This is a genomic window from Methanococcus maripaludis C5, assembly GCF_000016125.1.
In the GTDB taxonomy this organism is placed as follows: domain Archaea; phylum AGJL01; class Methanococci; order Methanococcales; family Methanococcaceae; genus Methanococcus; species Methanococcus maripaludis_D.
Genome location: NC_009135.1, coordinates 63,192 through 82,733 on the forward strand (window position 1 = coordinate 63,192; position 19,542 = coordinate 82,733).

The 19,542-nt window shown below is 33.1% G+C and carries 20 protein-coding genes and 1 other RNA gene; 9 read left to right on the forward strand and 12 right to left on the reverse strand.

Features of this window, described 5'->3' with window-relative positions:
* Positions 1-22 precede the first annotated feature (22 nt).
* Positions 23-526 (forward strand): 4Fe-4S dicluster domain-containing protein, encoded by a 504-nt coding sequence (locus MMARC5_RS00385; protein ID WP_011867852.1) that lies wholly within the window; start codon positions 23-25, stop codon positions 524-526.
* 17 nt (positions 527-543) lie between these two features.
* Positions 544-960, forward strand: coding sequence for a 4Fe-4S binding protein (locus tag MMARC5_RS00390; RefSeq protein ID WP_011867853.1), 417 nt, complete (start codon positions 544-546; stop codon positions 958-960).
* Positions 961-965: 5 nt separating this feature from the next.
* Here the strand turns inward: MMARC5_RS00390 and MMARC5_RS00395 are convergent, their stop codons facing one another.
* Entirely contained in the window at positions 966-1,457 is a 492-nt protein-coding gene (locus tag MMARC5_RS00395) for a YfcE family phosphodiesterase (RefSeq protein WP_011867854.1), read from the reverse strand.
* A gap of 57 nt (positions 1,458-1,514) precedes the next feature.
* Positions 1,515-1,829: signal recognition particle sRNA (gene ffs / locus MMARC5_RS09550), an RNA gene on the reverse strand.
* 192 nt (positions 1,830-2,021) lie between these two features.
* On the opposite strand from ffs, the gene ftsZ reads away from it, so the two are divergent.
* The gene (gene ftsZ, locus MMARC5_RS00405) at positions 2,022-3,119 is read left to right on the forward strand and encodes a cell division protein FtsZ (RefSeq protein WP_011867855.1); all 1,098 of its coding nucleotides are present in this window, start codon (positions 2,022-2,024) and stop codon (positions 3,117-3,119) included.
* A 39-nt stretch (positions 3,120-3,158) separates the two neighbouring features.
* Positions 3,159-3,671 (forward strand): transcriptional regulator, encoded by a 513-nt coding sequence (locus MMARC5_RS00410; protein ID WP_011867856.1) that lies wholly within the window; start codon positions 3,159-3,161, stop codon positions 3,669-3,671.
* Positions 3,672-3,680: 9 nt separating this feature from the next.
* On the opposite strand, the gene MMARC5_RS00415 is transcribed toward MMARC5_RS00410, so the two are convergent.
* Genes MMARC5_RS00415 through pheS form a run of 3 tightly spaced genes read right to left on the reverse strand, consistent with a single transcriptional unit; the run spans position 3,681 to position 6,467 of the window.
* Complete coding sequence (locus MMARC5_RS00415) at positions 3,681-4,463, reverse strand: DUF1188 domain-containing protein (protein WP_011867857.1); 783 nt, start codon at positions 4,461-4,463, stop codon at positions 3,681-3,683.
* Complete coding sequence (locus MMARC5_RS00420; protein ID WP_011867858.1) at positions 4,460-4,939, reverse strand: FeGP cofactor biosynthesis guanylyltransferase HcgB family protein; 480 nt, start codon at positions 4,937-4,939, stop codon at positions 4,460-4,462. Before MMARC5_RS00420 ends, MMARC5_RS00415 begins: the two co-directional genes overlap by 4 nt.
* Positions 4,940-4,961: 22 nt before the next feature.
* Positions 4,962-6,467: a phenylalanine--tRNA ligase subunit alpha gene (gene pheS, locus MMARC5_RS00425; protein WP_011867859.1), complete on the reverse strand. Its 1,506-nt coding sequence runs from the start codon at positions 6,465-6,467 to the stop codon at positions 4,962-4,964.
* Positions 6,468-6,546: 79 nt separating this feature from the next.
* On the opposite strand from pheS, the gene mnmL reads away from it, so the two are divergent.
* Positions 6,547-7,545 carry a tRNA modification radical SAM protein MnmL/YtqA gene (gene mnmL / locus MMARC5_RS00430; RefSeq protein ID WP_011867860.1) on the forward strand — a complete coding sequence of 333 codons (999 nt, stop codon included), beginning with the start codon at positions 6,547-6,549 and terminating at the stop codon, positions 7,543-7,545.
* Between the two features lie 12 nt (positions 7,546-7,557).
* Here the strand turns inward: mnmL and MMARC5_RS00435 are convergent, their stop codons facing one another.
* Both MMARC5_RS00435 and MMARC5_RS00440 read right to left on the reverse strand, forming a co-directional pair.
* Positions 7,558-8,160, reverse strand: a complete 603-nt coding sequence (locus tag MMARC5_RS00435; RefSeq protein WP_011867861.1) for a DUF366 family protein — start codon at positions 8,158-8,160, stop codon at positions 7,558-7,560.
* 96 nt (positions 8,161-8,256) lie between these two features.
* Complete coding sequence (locus MMARC5_RS00440) at positions 8,257-9,600, reverse strand: S-layer protein (RefSeq protein WP_011867862.1); 1,344 nt, start codon at positions 9,598-9,600, stop codon at positions 8,257-8,259.
* A 106-nt stretch (positions 9,601-9,706) separates the two neighbouring features.
* On the opposite strand from MMARC5_RS00440, the gene pyrE reads away from it, so the two are divergent.
* Complete coding sequence (gene pyrE / locus MMARC5_RS00445; protein ID WP_011867863.1) at positions 9,707-10,264, forward strand: orotate phosphoribosyltransferase; 558 nt, start codon at positions 9,707-9,709, stop codon at positions 10,262-10,264.
* A gap of 44 nt (positions 10,265-10,308) precedes the next feature.
* The gene (locus tag MMARC5_RS00450; RefSeq protein WP_011867864.1) at positions 10,309-11,577 is read left to right on the forward strand and encodes an amidohydrolase; all 1,269 of its coding nucleotides are present in this window, start codon (positions 10,309-10,311) and stop codon (positions 11,575-11,577) included.
* Between the two features lie 3 nt (positions 11,578-11,580).
* On the opposite strand, the gene pstK is transcribed toward MMARC5_RS00450, so the two are convergent.
* The gene (pstK, locus tag MMARC5_RS00455; RefSeq protein WP_155810360.1) at positions 11,581-12,375 is read right to left on the reverse strand and encodes an L-seryl-tRNA(Sec) kinase; all 795 of its coding nucleotides are present in this window, start codon (positions 12,373-12,375) and stop codon (positions 11,581-11,583) included.
* A gap of 64 nt (positions 12,376-12,439) precedes the next feature.
* On the opposite strand from pstK, the gene MMARC5_RS00460 reads away from it, so the two are divergent.
* Positions 12,440-14,140 (forward strand): bifunctional NADP phosphatase/NAD kinase, encoded by a 1,701-nt coding sequence (locus tag MMARC5_RS00460; protein ID WP_011867866.1) that lies wholly within the window; start codon positions 12,440-12,442, stop codon positions 14,138-14,140.
* Positions 14,141-14,327: 187 nt separating this feature from the next.
* Here MMARC5_RS00460 and MMARC5_RS00465 read toward each other — a convergent pair whose 3' ends face one another.
* Both MMARC5_RS00465 and MMARC5_RS00470 read right to left on the reverse strand, forming a co-directional pair.
* Positions 14,328-15,704 carry a TldD/PmbA family protein gene (locus MMARC5_RS00465; RefSeq protein WP_011867867.1) on the reverse strand — a complete coding sequence of 459 codons (1,377 nt, stop codon included), beginning with the start codon at positions 15,702-15,704 and terminating at the stop codon, positions 14,328-14,330.
* A 44-nt stretch (positions 15,705-15,748) separates the two neighbouring features.
* Positions 15,749-17,146, reverse strand: a complete 1,398-nt coding sequence (locus MMARC5_RS00470) for a lactaldehyde dehydrogenase (RefSeq protein ID WP_011867868.1) — start codon at positions 17,144-17,146, stop codon at positions 15,749-15,751.
* Positions 17,147-17,264: 118 nt separating this feature from the next.
* Here MMARC5_RS00470 and MMARC5_RS00475 point away from each other — a divergent pair, with 118 nt between their 5' ends.
* Entirely contained in the window at positions 17,265-18,068 is an 804-nt protein-coding gene (locus MMARC5_RS00475) for a mechanosensitive ion channel family protein (protein WP_011867869.1), read from the forward strand.
* Between the two features lie 24 nt (positions 18,069-18,092).
* Here the strand turns inward: MMARC5_RS00475 and MMARC5_RS00480 are convergent, their stop codons facing one another.
* On the reverse strand, positions 18,093-18,578 hold the full coding sequence (locus MMARC5_RS00480; protein ID WP_011867870.1) for a MogA/MoaB family molybdenum cofactor biosynthesis protein: 486 nt from the start codon (positions 18,576-18,578) through the stop codon (positions 18,093-18,095).
* 2 nt (positions 18,579-18,580) lie between these two features.
* Positions 18,581-19,417: an ATP-binding cassette domain-containing protein gene (locus tag MMARC5_RS00485; protein ID WP_011867871.1), complete on the reverse strand. Its 837-nt coding sequence runs from the start codon at positions 19,415-19,417 to the stop codon at positions 18,581-18,583.
* Positions 19,418-19,542 lie beyond the last annotated feature (125 nt).

Below are 19,542 nucleotides of genomic sequence, written 5' to 3' on the forward strand. Positions count from 1 at the left end.
TAACATTTTTTAAGGTGCGATCATGAAAAAAGTAATGATGGTTAACGAAGCTTGTGATAACTGCGGGGATTGTGTTAAAGCATGTTCTGAAGTTCACGAAGTTAGTGGAATCAGCATTTGGGAGCACGAAGGAAGGTACTTGCCAGTAGTATGCCAGCACTGTACTTCATCGCCATGTATGGAAGTATGTCCGGTTTCTGCTATCGAATCAAAAGATGGCGTAATTTACCTCGATAAAGAATCATGCATTGGATGTGGACTCTGTGCAATGGCATGTCCGTTTGGTGCAATATACATCAGTGGAAAGACTGCACACAAGTGCGATTTGTGTTTTGGAAGAGATGAACAGGCATGTGTTAAAGCATGCAGTAAAAGATGTCTCGAAGTTGTAAATGTTGACGAATTAGTAATGGATAAAAAATTGAAAAATATTGAAAATTTAACAGTTTTGGGCCCTAAAGGAAAATCCAAAAATAAAAAAGGACTTCTTTCTTTAGTTACTGCATCATCAAGATGTAATCCTTAAAATAATCTGGTGAAGTTATGAAGGTAATGCCAAATATTGACTTATGCGTAGATTGCAAAAAGTGCGAAAGGGCATGTCCTATAAACGCAATTCACGTGTTTGAGGGAATTCCAATTAGATGTATGCATTGTGAAGATGCGCCATGTCTTAACGTATGTCCGGAAGATGCAATCAAAAAAATAGACGACAAGGTTGTAATAGAATCTGAAAAATGTATCGGATGTGCATTATGTGCTGAAGTATGCCCTGTTGGAGCAATACAAATTGATAAATGCAAAAAAGTTGCAGTAAAATGTGACGGTTGTGTTGAACGGGGCAGTGAAATATGCATGGAAGTATGTCCTACAAAGGCACTTGATTACTACGAAAATACAATAGAAAACAAAAGAGCGGAACTTGTTTCAAAACTTAAGAAATTAACTTCAAGAAAATAATTTTTTTATTTTATGGGAATTAACTCTGCATTAACTTTTTTTTCTTCTATTTTTAATTTCATAATGGTTTTTAATGGATATCTTGGAACAGTCGGGCTTCCAGGATTCAAAAGCAGTATTTTTTTATTTTCAACAGTTATTTCTTTGATCCTTGGAGTATGAGTGTGACCAGAAATTAAAATATCCCAGTTTTTTTCAAGGCATAGATACTTCATTTTTAATGTATCTCCACGCGGATGGATCTGATTTCCGTGAATTATTCCTATTTTGAAATTTTCAATAACTACTTCCAGTTCTTTTGGATAATTCATACAATCCATGTTTCCAGAAACAACCAAAAGTTCACTGATTTTTTTTAAATCATTTAAAACAGATTCAGACGTTACATCGCCGCAGTGTATTATCAAATCTACATCTGAAAAGTGTTCAAAAATTTCTTTTGGAAGTTTTTTAGCTCTTTCTGGAATGTGTGTATCTGAAATGAGTCCGATAATCATTGTTTACCCTGAAAAAACTTAAAAGTTGAATAATTGCAAAAATCTATTATAAAATAAAAAGTGGCTTCCTTGAGGTGGGTAAGAAACCCTGAAACCCATTGTACCCCAAGTCCTGCTCGATTCCGCAACCCTCTGAGCGTTGAAGTTCTCTCTACCGCTGCTCCCTTCCGGGCCTGACGGGGTTCGAAAGATAAAAGAGGTTTGTCTTTTTCTTCCAAAAAAGGTTCCTCTGCCATCTTACCCCAAAGGACGAAATGTCTACACAAAACTTGAGAATGAATGACAGAATTTAAAACCGCCCTCAAGTTTTCGGCTCTCGCAAAGGCGATTTCGAGTTACAGGAAACGCCTAACTTCCCAGCCTAGCCACATCAAGGTTTAAGTGTTTAGGTTTATATACCTTACGATAATATTTAATATAATTGATAACGATAGGCATGCCAAATCCATATAAAAACTATTATATAGCATAAAAGAGGGTATATATTTAGTAAAAACAATTTTTTGACTGTTAACATACTAAAAGTAATTTACACAACCATCTTCACCGCTTTGGAGGATTAATATGAGACTTGTAAAAGAAGCTTTGTCCAAAAATAATGATGAACTATACAACACCCAGATGTCAAAAGAGGATTTTGGGAATGCTAAAATTCTTGTTGTTGGATGCGGTGGTGCTGGAAACAATACCATTCACAGATTAAGCGAAATTGGCATTGAAGGTGCTGAAACCATTGCAATTAACACCGATAAACAGCATTTAGAACACATAAATGCAGACAAAAAAATATTAATTGGTTCAACCCTTACAAGGGGATTAGGTGCAGGCGGATATCCTGAAATCGGAAAGAAATCCGCAGAACTTGCCAAAAACGTTCTTGAAGATGTTATAAAAAGTGCAGATTTAATATTCGTTTCAGCAGGAATGGGCGGTGGAACAGGTACTGGTTCTGCTCCAGTTGTAGCTGAAATTGCAAAAGAAAATGGTGCTGTAGTTATCGGTGTTGTAACTTATCCATTCAAAATCGAAAGAGCAAGACTTAAAAAAGCTGATGAAGGACTTAGAAGACTTACTGAAAGCTGTGATACGGTTATTGTGATTGATAACAATAGACTTGTTGATTTTGTTCCAAATTTACCTATGAACGAGGCTTTCAGGGTAGCTGATGAAATCATTGCTCAGGCAGTCAAAGGAATAACGGAAACAATTTCATTAAAGAGCTTGATTAATATTGACTATGCAGACGTCAAAGCGGTTATGACCGATGGTGGAGTCGCAATGATTGGTGTTGGTGAGGTTGACTACGATACTAAAGGTGACAGAGTAGAAAAAGTTGTAAAAGACACATTACAATGTCCACTTTTAGATATTGATTACAAAGGGGCAACTGGTGCATTAATACACATCACGGGCGGTCCTGATTTAACCCTGGGTGAAGCTAACAGAATCGGTGAAGGAATTACAAGCAGCATGGACATAAATGCTAATGTTATTTGGGGTTCAAGGCTTGACCCTTCAATGGACGGAGCAATAAGAGTAATGGCAATTATTACTGGAGTCAAGTCCCCTAATATAATCGGCGGTGGAAGATCTCCTGCAAAAATAATTCCAAGTTCAGCCAAGAAGGCTAAAGGTTCACTTGGAATTGACTACATCGTATAATTTTAAAAATTTTTCTTTTTTAGTATTTAGGTGGGACCTATGCGGGCGCATGAACGACTTTTATTGAGTGTGGGTTCAGATAAGTTTACGGATGAATTTAAGAAGGTTCTCCTTGAATTAGACGTTCCATTAAAGGAATTTTCTGAAATATCTGATATACCGTACAGTACACTTTATAAAATCACAAATGAAAAGGATTTTAGAATATCAACTCTTAAAAAAATCATAAATACTATAAAAAGCTTTGAAGAAGAGGATTCATCAGAAGAAAAAATAGCCCTGATTGCAGCAAGGCCATCACTTAATAAAATAAGTACAAAAAGGATAGCAGTAAATGGAAAAACTTATCTTTTGAAAGAATATCCTGCAAGTACACTTGAAGACTGTATCGTTTCAGCAATATATGCAGAAAGAGAGGGTGTAAAAGCAATAGTCTGTGCCCCGATTGTAAGTACCAGCATTGAAAAGGTTGTAAGAATACCTGTTGCAGTTATTATTGCCGAAAAAAATGCATTTATGGAAGCACTTGAAATCGTAGTTTCAAAGATTTAAAAAAAGAATTTAAATTTCCTTTACAAAGGAATTTACTCTTGAAATATTTTTAGAAAGCGCTTCTTCAAGTTCATATTCAACATGATCTATTGAACTTACCGTTATTGCAGGCATGTTCAATTCAGTTAAAAACTTTTTTACGTTCTTTTCGTGAAAAACGGTTCCTTCGAAGTATTTTAAATTTGGAATTGTGTACAATACGCCATCTATTTCATTAATTTCTTTACATGACTCCATAATAATGTCAACAACAAGGGTCATGGTTCCAGAGGTTTTTGAAAATTTAGATGACCTGTATGTTTTTAAAATTCCTTTTTTATCCCCTACACAGAGTCTTTTATCAGTATTGTCTATTTTTGAGATTCCTTTATCGTGGTTTCCTTTTGGATCTTCGACAATCAATACTTTTGGATTGAATTTGGAAAGTAAATCCGGAGATACTCCTCCAAGGCCTGTTAAATCAATTACTAAGTCTGGATCGATCGAGGTTCCGTTTCTCAATTCAAGTTGTAATCTGTTTAAGTCCATAAATTTTATTCCTTCGTTAAATAGAATGTCCTGCAAATGTGGCTGGATATCAACGATGATAACTTCATCACAGTCTTTTAAAAGGGTGTATGCAATGTAGCTTCCTGAAAGATACGCGCCAAAGACAACAGCTTGTTTAAATTCTTCGCCTTCCAAGAAGTATTTAATTGCATTTGCCTTTTTTTCAACAACATCTGAAACAATGTCTTTTATTTTTATTTTCGATCGAGTAGTTTTTACGCTTTCGGTAATTCCGTAATTCATTTTTTCACCTTGATACCGATTCTTTCAAGAGCATTAATTAATTCCAACTCTACAGTTTTATCAATTGGATTTTTATGAATAATTGATGATGGGGAAATAGATCCTGTTAAAATTCTTCCCTTTTTATCCATAATAAGAAGAAAAGATCCAGAACCTGGAATTCCAAGCCTTCCACGGGATATAATTATGTCTGCATCCGAAGAATCCACAGCAATCAAACCCTTACTTACTGCAGGCATACGGGTTAAATCTGCAGAATTTGTTGGAATTTCAATCATTGATATATTTGCATCTGTAATCTTAGAGATAATATTAAATACTACTTTAAATTTCTTTTCATTTCTTGTTGCCACAACAACGCTTTTTGCACTTTTTATTATGCTTTGAATGGCATCAATTTCTTCAAATTTATCCCCAAAGCGTGCACTGTTTAGTGATTCTCCATATGCAGTTTTTATGGTTTCTTCGATATTCATGGAAAAACCTCTAACTATCAACTTACTCTTCACTGATAACGGTTTTTTTAAGCCATTGCATGTCGTTTTTGTGAAGCTCACGAATATCTGTAAGGCCTAATCTTAACATTGCAAGTCTGCTGAGTCCAATACCCCATGCAAGAACTGGTTTTTTAATTCCAAATGGTTCTAAAACTTCAGGCCTAAATATTCCCGCACCCAAAAGTTCAAGCCAGCCTTTTCCTTCCATATAAACTTCAGCTTCAAGTGAAGGCTCTGTAAATGGGAAGTATGCAGGTCTTATTCTTACCTTTTCAAATCCTAATTTTTGTAAAAATTCTTTTAAAATTCCAACAAGATTGTCGAAATTAACATCCTCAGCCATTACGATTCCTTCGCACTGGTAGAATTCTGGCAGGTGTTTGTAATCAATTGCTTCGTTTCTAAATACTCTATCGATGCAAAATACTTTTTGCGCATTTTCTCGTTCACATTCTGAAAGCGATGCAAGGTATTTTATCGATGAAACAGTCGTGTGTGTTCTTAAAACTGTTCTTTCAGAAACGTTTTCATCGAAGTTATAGCACCAGCCTTTTGAAATTTTTTCGTCACCAATGGTTCCACATTCATGAATTCCTTTCACTTTTTCAAGCAAATCTTTTGGAACTGTTCCTGTGTTTGGATATTTTACAAAAAATGTGTCTTGCATATCTCTTGCAGGGTGGTCTTGTGGTTCAAATAACGTATCGAAGTTCCAGAATTCCGTTTGGACAATCTGGCTTTTCACTTCTTTAAAACCCATTGATATCAAAACTTCATTAACTTCCTGAATTATTTTTGACATGGGGTGTGCTTTTGCAGGATAAAGTTCTTCAGTTGGAATTTTTGCGTCATACGGTCTTATGAAATAGTCATTCCATTTTCCACTTACAATCATTTCCCGTGTAAGTTGTGTGATTTCTTCCTTTATTTCTATTGGCTTTTTAATAAAATCAATTCCTGCATTTTTAAGTTCAAAACTTCTGTCAACTACTTCGTTTATTTTTAAGAAACCCCTTTTTTTCAAGTTTTCAATTATTTTAACTTCATCTTCAGAATAATTTGATAAATTAAAATCTTCCGAAGCTTTTTTTAGTACTTCTTCTTCAATATCAACGTAATCTAAATCTTTGAATACGATATTTCCTTTATCGATCGCAACTAATCCTTTTTTCTTCAAATTACCAAGTGCGGCCCCTGTTTCATCCTTTTCCAAAATTTTTGAAAGGTCTTTTATTGGAATTGATTCTAAATTATTTTCTTTGATATAATTTGCAACTTTTCTCTCCGGAATTCCTAAATCTAAAGATTGGTTACCAAGTTCGGTTAATTCACATATCTTGGTTTTATTTTCAATAATTTCAAGAAAATCTCGTCCAGAAAGCCAAAATGCTGCTCTCATGACTTTTTCTTTTTCAATATATTTTGAAAGTTCTTCTAAATTCATTATTTTTTCATTAGATTCCTGAAATGCTTTTAATAATCTTTTCTCATCATTGTGAAGTTCCATCATTTTCACCATTATAAACATATAACAATATAAACACCAATTATTTAATATATCCTATAATTTAGTTTTCGGTGGTTTCATGAACACGGGCGCTCAAATTTACAGAAATAGTAGTAGTTCAATAGATAAAAATATTGTAGATAGAATTTACAAAGATGGTTTTTTAATAGCCCAGTATGGACTCTATATGAAAAGAGAAAGGGATTATAAAACATTCAAAGTTCCAGTTGATGCAGGATTTTCGTGTCCAAATAAAGACGGTACAATCGATACAAGAGGCTGTATTTTCTGCCCGAAAATGGGTCGCCCGATAAGTGTTGAATACTGTAATATTAAATATTCGTTAAAAGATCAGATCGAAACCCAGGTAAAACAAAATAAGGAAAAGGGAATTGGAAAATTTTATGTTTATTTTTACCCCGGAACCAATACCCACGGAACTCCAGAAAGACTAAAAGAACTTTGGGATTATGCACTTTCTTTTGAGGATGTTATTGGAATTTCAATCGGAACTAGGCCAGACTGTCTTGAAGATGAAAAACTAGATATTTTAGAAAATTATGTAAAACAAGGCTATGAAATCTGGATTGATCTAGGAATCCAGACGATGCATGACAAAACTCTTGATTTTTTAAACAGAAAGCATTCTTCGAACGATATAAGACGCGTTCTGATAGAATGTAAAAAAAGGGGAATTTTAGTTTGTGGGCATATAATTTTAGGACTTCCTGATGAAAGCTGGAACATGATGATGGAAACTTCAAAAATGTTGTCTGATCTAGAAATTGATGCGCTAAAAATATACCCGCTAGTAGTTATTGAAAACACTGAACTCGAAGAAATATACTGGAAAGGGGAATACAAATCCCTTGATGAAAAACAGTACATTCACCTGGTTTCTGATTTTTTAGAACATTTATCTCCTTATGTAATTATCCAAAGAGTTTCAAAGGATAAAGTTCCTGATGAAATAAAGATATCTCCAGAATGGTCTTTAAGACGACTCAGAATTTTAAATGAAGTTTCAAAAGAACTTGCAAGAAGAAATTCAAAACAGGGTTCAAAATACAAAAAATAAAAATAATTAAATTTAAAATAAAGGAAGCGTTTTTCGAATATCTTTTTCAATTTTTGACATTTCTTTTGAATATTCAATTGCAATTTCTTCCATAATTTCAAAAACATTTTCAATTCCCATATCATTTAACCCTACTGCAGAAACGTGCGATGGAACAGAATCACTTTTTAAGTTTATTCCAAGATGGATTTTTCCAGAAGAAATCCCCCTGCATGCAATACAAACAGACAATTTCTTTTCATCAAAATAAAGGTCATCTCCAGATTTTTTTAATTTTAAATTGGAGTGATTTTCAATTACATCTTTTGCAATTGATACAAATATTCTCTGTCTTAAATATGTCATTTTTAAATCTGGATTATCAAAATGTTCAACGATAAAATTAATGGCTTCTGATGATTGAATTGGAACTGCTATGTATTTTTCTTCTTTAACATCTTTTAAATCTTTCATATTTTCAATTTTAACATCCATTGGACCGATAAATCCGACAATACTATCTTTTTGAACATCAAATGTTTCAAATGCCCAGAGAGGTTCGATTTCTTCTCCAGTGTATGTTTTAAATTCTTCTAAAATAATTGCAGAAATTGTATCAAAATCGATTTTTTTCATAAAACCACCGCGAAATCTTTCTTTGAGATTTATTAAAGAAAGAATTAAAAATAATATGTATTTTAAAGGGAGTTCCAAGAACCGCAGGTTCTGGGATTAGATAACACTTACGCTGTCATCACCAGTTAATTTTACGACTAAATTGCCAGATCCTGAATAGAGGCCCTGATTAAGTGCCAATACACAGGCTTTTGTTCCATCCCTGTCAGATCCTGCAAGAACCAATATTGTACTTTCGTCATTGTTTGGATTAGTAATTGTTTGAATTATTCCTTTTCCTTCTCCAGGGTAGTCGTTTGTAACTTCAACGCTTAAACTGTTTTGAATACTTTCTGTAACTTTGTTTGAAACAGGTCCACCAATTAATATTAAATCTGAAGAAGCACTTAACAGTTCATCCTGATCAACTAACTGGACTGAACCTTGGTAATCGACAATTTCACTGTACTTTTTATTGTTTTTATAGAGGTATGATTCATCGTCAGAATCGTCATCTTCATCATTTTCTATTTTTACTGCAAATATGTTATTTCCGAAGTATTTTGTACCTTCATCCATATCAAATTCGTAGTTTAAATTCTGTGTTACTGTAAAAAATACCGTTAAGTCTTCGTCACTTACATCTGTAAGTTCTACTTTGTAGTTTAATAATTCAAAGTTTTGGGATAGACTTTTTGGACTTTCGTATTCTAAATTTATTCTTTTACCATCGAGGTCTGTATCAATGTTACTATATCCGGATATTGTTTCCCCATCTTCGATTTCGAGGGAATCATAGATTTCAAAGAAGAAATAAGGGGTATCTCCACTTTCCATATATTCATCATAGTATATTGAAATTTTTGAGCCAGATACAAAGTAGGTATCATCAGGATACATTTTAACATTTTCAATTCTATCACTACCTTCATAAACACTTACTAAAATTTGTCCGGTGCTATCCATACCGATTATTTTAAATGTAAATGCATCGTAACTGAATTCTTCAGTAGTTTCAGTATCTTCGACTTTGTTTCCGAGAACTATTTTTTCATCTTCATCGTATTCTATAAGTTTATAAGTTTTTCCCATAAATGTTACTTCGTCCCCTTCATCGTCTGATTCGAGTTCTTCTTCATATTCAAAGTTTTTGTAAGTAACTGTTTCGCCAGATTTTGTAAATTCGACTAACAAATTGCCCTTACCATCGTTAATTTCAAATTCATCAAGTGCGGGAACATTATAAATTATATTTTCAGTAACAACGATTTCATTATCTGAATTTATTTCCAAGGTTCTTTTTGAATAATATTTATCCATTAAAAGTTCTGCGTATTCTTTATCGACTTTTTCGCTGTTTACTACAATTAAAGGGTCGTCTACAACCATACCGTAAGTTATTGGTATGGTGCAGAGTGCTGCTAAAACAAACAGTGCTATTAATTTAGTTGGAGCACTCATTCAATCACCGTGTACTTTTTTGAGAAAAGATATATCTACTACCTTAATATAATATTCAAATAGCATTTATACTTTACTTTTTTGTTTGGATTATAAGGTGATATTTTTGGTAACAGCGGAAGAACTCAGTTTAAAAAATGAATTGATAAGATTATTGAAAGATGTAAACTGCGTGAAGTTTGGTGACTTTACACTGGCCTCTGGAAAGCAGAGTAAATATTACGTAGATATTAAAAAGGCTACAACGAATCCCAAAGTTTTAAAAGCAGCCGCAAAACTTGTAAATTATTATGTTTCAAATGAAAATACTGAAAATTTAAAAATTGCAGGAGTAGAATTAGGTTCAGTTTCAATTGCAACAGCAGTATCTCTAGAAACTGAAAAAGACCTTTTAATAATCAGAAAAAAGGCAAAAGAATACGGAACGAAAAATAAAATTGAAGGGGAATTAAATCATGGTGACAATGTAATCGTGATGGAAGACGTTACAACAACTGGTGGAAGCGTTTCAAAGGCAGTGGATGAGATAAGGGCAGTTTCTGGAAACGTTAAAAAAATCTACGTAATTGTTGATAGACAGGAAGGTGCAAAAGAGAATTTAGCTCAAAATAACGTTGAATTAATCCCTCTCGTTACAATCGAAGAGCTGGGACTCAATAAATAATTTTTAACTAATTATTAACTTATTTTAAAATTAGGTAGATTTTCATGATTTTAGTAAAAGATGCGATTATTAATGGAAAAAAGCAGAATATGCTTGTTGAAGGAAATATTATCAAAAAAATTGGAAATATTTCAAATTCAGAAGTCTCAAAAGATGAAACAGAAATAATCGATGGAAAAAACTGTGTTTTAATTCCAGGATTAATAAATACGCACACTCACGTTCCAATGTCTCTCTTTAGGGGAGTTGCAGATGATATTCCATTAATGGACTGGTTAAGTGGACACATCTGGCCAATGGAATCAAAATTAAATGAAAAAATAGTTTACGCAGGAACGCTTCTTGGAACAATTGAAATGATTAAAAGCGGAACCACTGCTTTTAACGACATGTATTTTTTCCTCGATTCGATAATCAAAGCAGTTGATGAAACAGGAATTCGATCAACAATTGCATACGGAATGATTGATTTATTTGACGAAGAAAAACGGGAAAAAGAATTAAAAACTGCGAGAGAGTCTCTTGAAATGATTAAAAATTTGAATAATTCAAGAATTACTGGAGCGTTAGGACCTCATGCGCCATATACTTGTTCAAAAGAAATTTTAGAAAGTACAAATGCTCTTGCAAGGGAATTCAATGTTCCAATTCATATTCACATGAATGAAACATTAGATGAAATAAATCAGGTTGTAGAAAGAACAGGAATGCGACCTTTTGAATACCTAAATTCATTTGGATTTTTTGAGGATGTAACTACAATCTGCGCACACTGCGTTCATTTGAGTGATTCAGAAATTCAAATAATGAAAGAAAAAAATATGTTTGCGGCGCACAATCCTGTAAGTAATTTAAAGTTAGCTTCAGGGGTTTCTCCAGTTTTAAAATTACTTGAAAACAACATTCCTGTAACTTTGGGAACTGACGGCTGTGGAAGTAACAACAACATGAATTTATTCGAAGAAATAAAAGCAGTAGCTTTGATACACAAAGGAGTAAATTTAAACCCTGTTGCAGTAACTGCAAAAGAAGCTTTTGAGTTTGGAACTAAAAACGGTGCAAAAGCACTTAATATCAATTCTGGAGAAATAAAAGAAGGAAAACTCGCAGACTTTGTACTTATCAACATGAAAAAACCTTATTTAACGCCTAAAGAAAACATCGAATCGCATTTAGTTTATTCATTCAACGGTGTAGTTGATACAGTGGTGATTGATGGTAAAATCGTGTTAAATGCCGGAAAAATGGTTAATATTGATGAAGAAAAAGTTTACGAGTTAGCAGAAGAAGCTTACTTTGAACTAGCTAAATAATTTTTATTTTAAATTTTTATTTATACAATTTAAAAAATATCTTTCAATTTTTTCAAAATCTAAATTCCCAGATTCAATTTTTTTACAGTCTTTTAAAAAAGATTTTCTCAGTTCAGAAACTAATTTTATATCTTTTTTATCGATTTTTCCGGTTTTTATTAAATTTCCAACAATAGTTCTTGTAATATTATCGATTTTTTGTAAATTACTTTCAACGGGTTCTGATTTTGGAATTTTATTTTCATTTATTTTTAAACTTTTATTTTTATTTATTTTTAAAATTTGATTTAATATTTTGCCATGATCTATTTTTTCAGTCGTATCTACTGTAATATCTGGTAAATCCCACGCATATTTGGTCCCAGGAGTGTCAAACTTTTCGTACATATTTTTTATAACTTCATTTGGGATTTTTTGCCCTCTTTCAATATTTCGTTTCAAAAGTAAATCCAAAGGCGCTTTAAGATATATTGTAACGTAGTTACTGTCAAATTCATTTGCAATATTCATTAAATCCCGTCTTTTTGAATTGTAATAATTTGTATCATCTACAATAACGCTAAAATTGTTTCCAAGTGCTTCTTTTATTAAATAATTGTTAGAATCCCTTATAAATTCTTCATAAGATTCTTTCCAAACCGGAAAACTTTCCCTAATTAAATCTGTTCCGAGTATGATGTTATCGATATTTTTTTCAGCCATTTTTTTTGAAATTGCTTTTGAAAACGTCGATTTTCCAACTGATGGGAGTCCCGTCAAGATAATTAGCATTTGTTCACCGTAATTTTTAGTTTCCATTTTATTTTTGTGTTTTTTGTTATTTATTTATAATAATTAATAGTTATGTACTATTGGTGAAAAAATGGACATGTTGGACATGGCTTTGAATATTGCCAAGGACATCGAGAAAAGTGTTAAACCTTTAATCGGATGGGAAAAATCTAACGAAGTCGTCAAAATCGGGGCAGATGGCACCCCGACAAAGAGAATTGATTTAATCGCAGAAAACGTTGCTATAAATTCGATAGAAAAGGTTTGCTCGGCAATTTTAATAAGCGAAGAAATAGGATTTAAAAAAATAGGCAAAAATAAGCCAGAATACGTCATAGTTTTAGATCCTGTTGACGGGACCTACAATTCATTGAAGGACATTCCTTTTTATTCTGCAGCAATTGCAATCGGGCGAATTGATAAATTTACAGATAATTTTGAAGAAATGATAAAAAATCTCAAAATGAGCGACCTCGAAGTAGGTGTAGTTCGAAACATCGCAACAGGGGATACATATTACGCTAAAAAGGGAAATGGTGCATATCTTTTAAAGAAAGACGAGAAAAAATCGATTTCAATTTCAAATTCTTCCAATTTAAAAGATTCTTCAATAGGTCTTTTTGCACATGATATTTCATTAGATACTCTTAAATTTATAAAAGATAGGAGATTTAGGAGAATCAGGCTTTTTGGATCGATTGCTCTTGAGATGTGTTATGTTGCAAAGGGTGCACTCGATGCATTTATTAATGTAAATGAAACCACTAGGCTTTGCGATATTGCAGCAGGATACGTTATTATTAAAGAAGCGGGGGGACTTGTAACTGATAAAAACGGTCAGGAAGTAAATCTTGATCTCGACGTCAATTCAAAAGTTTCAGTTATTTGTTCAAATGAAATGCTCCATAAAAAGCTTGTAGGAATTTTTGGAAACCGCTGGAGAATTAAACCAACTAACTTTGGAATAATCTCAAGAATTGATAACGAAGAATCTATCGCAGTTGCACAAGATGTCATAAAATATTTGGATTTAAAAGGGATCAAATACGAGCTTGATAGTGGTACCTATAATGCATTAAAGAATCGTTTATCTAAAGAATGTAATGTAATCTCAAATATTGAAGAGATATCCCACATGATATCCATCGGAGGGGATGGAACAGTACTTCGGGCATCAAAAATGATTGAAGGAAATGAAATTCCAATAGTTTGTATAAACATGGGAACCGTTGGATTTTTAACTGAATTTAGCAAAGATGAAATCTTTTCTGCGATAGATTCTATAATTTGTGGATGCTACAAAGTCGAGAAAAGAACAAAACTAATGGGTTTTGCAAAGCTTTCTGACGGTAGACAGCAAATTTTAAATGATTCTTTAAATGAGGTAGTGATTACAACTAAAAATCCTGCAAAAATGCTTCATTTTGAAGTATACATCGATGGAAATCTTGTAGAAGATGTGAGGGCTGACGGAATAATTGTTTCAACTCCAAATGGCTCTACAGCATATTCTTTAAGTTCTGGTGGTCCAATAATTGAACCAACAGTCGAAGGATTTGTGATTGTCCCAATATGTCCGTTTAAACTCTCATCACGACCGTTAGTTGTAAATGCAAATTCAGAAATAAAAATAAAACTTTTGAAAAAATCCACATATGTTGTAATTGATGGAAACACGGAATTTGAAGCAAAAAAAGGCGACGAGATAATTTTAAGAAAATCTGAGTCAAATGCATATTTTGTGAAAGGAGATAATTTCTATAATAAATTGAAAAAATTAAGTTTAATGTAATTTTTCGTTCTTTTTTTCATTTTTTTCTAAAAACTAGGTTATTTAGAAAGTATTTCATCTTAAATGCTAAAATTATTAGAATTAATAATGCGATAATTAGGTAAACTAAATCCAATGTAATATCCAATATATCCTTAAATAGCGCATTTATTAAATTACTGGCTAATTCATCCATATTTTCACGAGTTTATGAAAGTGTAGTTTTTGTTCTAACACTTCCTCCACCGTCCCCTACTGGAACACTTTGACCCCCTTTTCCACAGTATCCAACGCTTAATTCAAATTCATCAGACACTGCATCGATATGGTGTAAAATATCTAAAATTTCGCCACTAAGTCCTGCATCCCTTAGTGGTTTAGTTAATATTCCATCTTCAATTAAAAATGCTTCAACAGCGTTAAACTGGAATAATCCTTTTCCAGTATCTACCTGTCCACCTCTTGAACCTTTCAAAAATATTCCTGTTTTTGTATCTTCTAAAAGTTCTTCAAATTTCCAGGAACCTGGCTTAATGTACGTGTTACTCATTCTAACAATTGGCCTATTCAGCCCATCTGCTCTAGCATTTCCTGTAACATCCATGTTAAGTCTTCCAGCAGTTTCTCTTGAATGTAAGTATCCATTTAATATACCATTTTCAATTAATGTAGTTTTTTCTCCTTTAACTCCTTCGTGGTCGTATTTATATTGTCCAAATGATTTTTCAATTGTGGCATCATCAATTACGGTTACTTCTTCGCTACCCACAGAATTCCCTAGTTTATCGTGAAAGACACTGTCATTTTGCAAAAAAAGGTCTGCTTCAGCAGCGTGGCCCACAGCTTCGTGAATGAATACCCCTGCAAGTTCTGGATCCAATATAACATCAAAAGTTCCTTTTGGACAGCTTTCAGCAGTTAAAAGTCTTATTGCTCTTTCTTTTGTACTTTTAGCCATTTCTTCAATTTTCGCATTTTTAATTATTTCAAATCCGTTTCCGCCGATTCTATCAAATGCAAACTGCAAAGTTCCATCTTTTGCAATAGCAGTCATTCTCATAAGAGCTTTAACACTTTCATTTTCTATTCTAGTTCCTTCACTGGTCATTAAAATAGAATGGCCTTCCCCATCACTGTAACTTACGGAAGTACTAACTATTTTTTCTCCAGACATGTTTTCATGCGCTGATTTCAAATATTCCTTTTTTTCTTCGATCGAAATTGTTTCAGGATGAATTTTTACATCCGCTTTCACATTATCACAAATTACAGGAATATCTTTCAATTCTATCGATTTTTTAGTGTGTGTATTTGATATTTTTGCCATATTATGTGCTTTTTTTATTATTTCTTCAATATTTTTCAAAGAAACATTATTTGAGGTTGCAAAACCCCAGCCGTTTTTTTCAAGCACCCGTATAATCACGCCAGAAGACATTCCAGAAGAAATTTCATCGATTATTCCATCTTTTTGGATAATATTGTTTGATTCACCGGAAACAATTCTTAAATCTGCGTAAGTCCCAATTTCAAGTAATTTTTCAAGTTTTTCAATGTTTAAGTCAAGTTCGTTTAAAAAACTCACAATTTCACCAGTTTAATAATGACACAAATCTGCTTTTCTTTTAATTAAATGTTATGAATTACAATTGTTTTTGTCTCGCACATTTCTTCTACGGTATATTTTATGCCTTCTCTTCCAAGACCACTTTTTTTAACTCCTCCAAAAGGCATATTGTCTTTTCTAAATGTGGGGCTGCTGTTTATCATTATTCCGCCGTATTCTAATGAATCTGCTATTTTCATAGCTTTATTTATATCATTTGTGAATACTCCTGCTTGAAGCCCATATTTTGAATTATTTGCAATAGATACTGCTTCTTCGCTATCCTTTACTTTTAATATTGGTAAAACCGGTCCGAAAGTTTCAATTTTTGATAAAATATTATTTTCATCAATATTGATGACAGCCGGAGAAATCAAGCTGTTCTGCCTATTTCCGCCAATCAATACTTCTCCACCTTCATTTACGGATTTTTTTATTAAATTTTCAATTCTTAAGGCACTTTCAGGACTAATGAGTGGGCCGATATCTGTTTTAGTATCGAGCGGATTTCCCAAAATTAGTTTTTTAGTTTCTTCGATAACGTGTTTTGTAAATGTTTCTAAAACTTCTTCTTCAACGAGCACCTGTCCAACTGAGATACAAACCTGCCCCGCATTTAAGAATTTACTTTTAACCGCGGATTTGGCAGCTAATTTGATGTCAGAATCTTTTAACACTATCATAGGGTTATTTCCCCCAAGTTCAAGTGCAACTTTTTTCATTTTCGCATTTTTTGATATCGATTCTCCAACTTCAACGCTTCCAGTGAACGAAACCATATTTATATTGTCGTTTTTCGAGATTTCATCGCCAACAATATCTCCATTTCCGGTAGCAAGGTTAAATATTCCTCTTGGAACATCCATCTGTTTTAGAACATGTTCTATAATTTTTGTAAGATATATTGCAACAATCGGTGCTTTTGATGATGGATGTAATACAACTGAATTTCCTGTGGCAATTGCAGGGCCAATTTTATGTGTTATCAAATTTAATGGAAAATTAAATGGAGTTATTGCTCCAACTACGCCCAACGGCTCTTTTTTTGTAAATATTAATCCATTTTCCGAATTAATTGTTTCTCCACGAAGTTCCTTTGCATAGAATGCAGAAAGCTTAAGTGCAGTCAATGTTCTATCTACTTCTATTTTTGACTGTTTTATTGGTTTTCCAACGTCAATTGAAATTGTTTTTGCAAAAAGATCTTTTTTCAAGCTGATCTGCTCTGCAATCTTCATTAAAATACTGTATCTTTTTGAAGGGCTTAAATTTTTCATTATTTCTTTATTTTTTTCCGCAACTTCAATCGCACTTTTTGTTTCTTCTCTATCAAGGGCAGTTATTTTCTCGATATTTTCCAACGTGTACGGGTCAAAAACATCGATATCTTCTCTTAAAATCCATTTTCCATCGATAAACATAAAGTTACACCTGCAATTTCATTGAATAATATTAACGTGTAATGGGTTATAAATTTTAGTAAAAATTAATATATTCAAAAATCCATAATTATGAGTATTAATATCGGGGGAGATACAAATGCCGATTTCACTAATGGGTTACACACTATCAATAAATGTGTTTTTAATTGTTAAGGCTATTTTAGTACTTGTTCTAGGGTATTTGGCAGTAAGGATTGTGTCAGGCATTTTAGAAAGAGGCGCTAAAAAAAGTAAGATTCCAGAACTGGTTTCTGAATTTGTTATCAAGCTATTTAGTGCAATACTTTATTTATTTGTGATATTGCTCGCAGTAGGTGTTTTTGGTGTTGAAACAGGGCCAATAATTTTGGGACTTTCTGCATCACTCGGTTTAATTTTAGGTTTTGGTCTTCAAGACACACTTACAAATCTAACATCTGGCCTTTGGATTGCGGTTATGAAGCCACTAGACAAAGAAGAAACTGTTCAAATCGGTGGAATGACTGGAAAAGTAGTTGAAGTTGGGATAATGGCAACTAAACTTTTAACTCCCGACAATGTGGTTATTACACTCCCAAATAAGTTAGTTTGGGGAAGTCCTATAACTAATTTCACTAGAATGGATATAAGAAGAGTAGATGTTGCAGTTGGAGTTAGCTACGGCGAAAATTTAGACAATGCAGTATCTACAGCACTCGAACTTATTTCTGGACATCCTTTAGTATTAAAAGACCCTGCACCAGCAGTAGCCATAACTGGTCTTGGTGATTCTTCTGTAGATTTACAGCTTAGGGCATGGACGAAAACTGGCGACTACTGGGCTGTAAAAGGAGATCTTACAAAAGGAATCTACGAAAAATATGGAAAAGAGGGTATTGAAATTCCGTTCCCACAGATGGATGTACATATCCACAAATATTAAAAAATAAGTTTTTATTTCTTTTTTTTATTTTATATGGCCGATAATGTGCCCAGTTTCTGTTTTAATAATATCAAGTGCGGTTTTGCAGGCATTAATCGATCCAGGGATAGAATATATGATTTTTTCCTTGTAAATTCCAGCAGATGCTCTTGAAAGTATTGTTGAGTATTTTACTTCACCGTAGCTTAAGTTATGGAATATTATTTTAAATCCGTCAAGTTCTTTTTCATAAATTTCCTTTACAACGTCAGCAGTAACGTCTCTTTTGGAAAGTCCCGTTCCACCGGTGATTACAATGGAATCAACATCTGTAAACTCAACGATATGTTCAATTAACCCATTTAACATCAGCTCATTATCTGGAATTAAATGGTATATTTTTGCATCCAATTCTTCCCTTAAAAAATCCCCTGATTTATCGGTTATTTCAGTTCCCGCAATTTTTTCGTTAAATCTACTATCGCTTACTGTAATTACAGCATATTTTATTTCAGAAATTCGTTCATGCATGTTTAGTCCCCCTTTATAAACTCTTTAATGTTATTTCTCGCTTCTCCGATGGTATAACCCATTTTTATTCCAAGTTTATCTTCTTTTTCCAAAAGTTCTATTAAATGTGCAACTCTTGGTAACCTTAAATTTGCACTTCTAACGGTTTCAGAGTCACTGAAGATTTCCCTTGGAGTTCCACCTTTGATAATTTTTCCCTCATTTAGTAAATAAACTTTATTTGCATATATTGGAACTAAATCTACGTCGTGAGTGGATATAATTATGGTTATTCCTTTTTTATTTAAGTCGTAAAGTAACTTCATGATCTGTGATGCACCCATTGGGTCAAGGCCTGAAGTTGGTTCATCAAGAACAATAATTTCCGGGTTCATTGCTAAAATTCCCGCAATGGCGATTCTTTTTTTCTGGCCCCCACTTAAATGATGTGGAGGTTTTCTCTCAAACCCTTCCATCGATACCGCTTTTAACGAATCTTTTACTCGTTTTTCAATTTCTTCTTTCGAAAGTCCAAGATTCATCGGTCCAAATGCAACATCCTGTTCAACAGTTGGTGCAAAAAGCTGGTCATCGGGGTTTTGAAATACGATTCCAACAGTTTTTCTGACATTTAAAAGCGATTTGTTATCATATTTTATTGGATCGTCTTTTAAAATTACGCTACCGCTACTCGGTTTTAAAATTCCGTTAAAATGGAGAAAAGTAGTGGATTTTCCAGCACCATTTGGGCCTAAAATTGCTATCATTTCGCCTTCTTCAGCTTTAAAATTAATTCCATTAAGTGCGACAGTTCCGTCAGGATAAGAATACTTTAAATCTCTTGTTTCCAAAATCGCCATTAAATCACCTTAGAGGATTATATTCTTAAAAGTATAAAAAACTTAAAATTTGAAATCACGGTTTTAAAATATCTTAATATAATTTAGGGGTATCGATAATAATCAAATATTCCTCTAAAAATAAC

What these genes read in the sequence shown, in the direction of transcription:
- MMARC5_RS00480 (WP_011867870.1), bottom strand. Translation starts at nt 18,578, where the DNA reads ATGCATGAACGAATTTCTGAAATAAAATATGCTGTAATTACAGTAAGC.
- MMARC5_RS00470 (WP_011867868.1), bottom strand. Translation starts at nt 17,146, where the DNA reads ATGTTTATCGATGGAAAATGGATTTTAAGAGAAGATATCGATGTTTTT.
- mnmL (WP_011867860.1), top strand. Translation starts at nt 6,547, where the DNA reads ATGAACACGGGCGCTCAAATTTACAGAAATAGTAGTAGTTCAATAGAT.
- MMARC5_RS00435 (WP_011867861.1), bottom strand. Translation starts at nt 8,160, where the DNA reads ATGAAAAAAATCGATTTTGATACAATTTCTGCAATTATTTTAGAAGAA.
- MMARC5_RS00410 (WP_011867856.1), top strand. Translation starts at nt 3,159, where the DNA reads ATGCGGGCGCATGAACGACTTTTATTGAGTGTGGGTTCAGATAAGTTT.
- MMARC5_RS00440 (WP_011867862.1), bottom strand. Translation starts at nt 9,600, where the DNA reads ATGAGTGCTCCAACTAAATTAATAGCACTGTTTGTTTTAGCAGCACTC.
- MMARC5_RS00460 (WP_011867866.1), top strand. Translation starts at nt 12,440, where the DNA reads ATGGACATGTTGGACATGGCTTTGAATATTGCCAAGGACATCGAGAAA.
- pstK (WP_155810360.1), bottom strand. Translation starts at nt 12,375, where the DNA reads ATGGAAACTAAAAATTACGGTGAACAAATGCTAATTATCTTGACGGGA.
- MMARC5_RS00420 (WP_011867858.1), bottom strand. Translation starts at nt 4,939, where the DNA reads ATGAATATCGAAGAAACCATAAAAACTGCATATGGAGAATCACTAAAC.
- ftsZ (WP_011867855.1), top strand. Translation starts at nt 2,022, where the DNA reads ATGAGACTTGTAAAAGAAGCTTTGTCCAAAAATAATGATGAACTATAC.
- MMARC5_RS00450 (WP_011867864.1), top strand. Translation starts at nt 10,309, where the DNA reads ATGATTTTAGTAAAAGATGCGATTATTAATGGAAAAAAGCAGAATATG.
- pheS (WP_011867859.1), bottom strand. Translation starts at nt 6,467, where the DNA reads ATGGAACTTCACAATGATGAGAAAAGATTATTAAAAGCATTTCAGGAA.
- MMARC5_RS00415 (WP_011867857.1), bottom strand. Translation starts at nt 4,463, where the DNA reads ATGAATTACGGAATTACCGAAAGCGTAAAAACTACTCGATCGAAAATA.
- MMARC5_RS00475 (WP_011867869.1), top strand. Translation starts at nt 17,265, where the DNA reads ATGCCGATTTCACTAATGGGTTACACACTATCAATAAATGTGTTTTTA.
- MMARC5_RS00390 (WP_011867853.1), top strand. Translation starts at nt 544, where the DNA reads ATGAAGGTAATGCCAAATATTGACTTATGCGTAGATTGCAAAAAGTGC.
- MMARC5_RS00395 (WP_011867854.1), bottom strand. Translation starts at nt 1,457, where the DNA reads ATGATTATCGGACTCATTTCAGATACACACATTCCAGAAAGAGCTAAA.
- MMARC5_RS00485 (WP_011867871.1), bottom strand. Translation starts at nt 19,417, where the DNA reads ATGGCGATTTTGGAAACAAGAGATTTAAAGTATTCTTATCCTGACGGA.
- MMARC5_RS00385 (WP_011867852.1), top strand. Translation starts at nt 23, where the DNA reads ATGAAAAAAGTAATGATGGTTAACGAAGCTTGTGATAACTGCGGGGAT.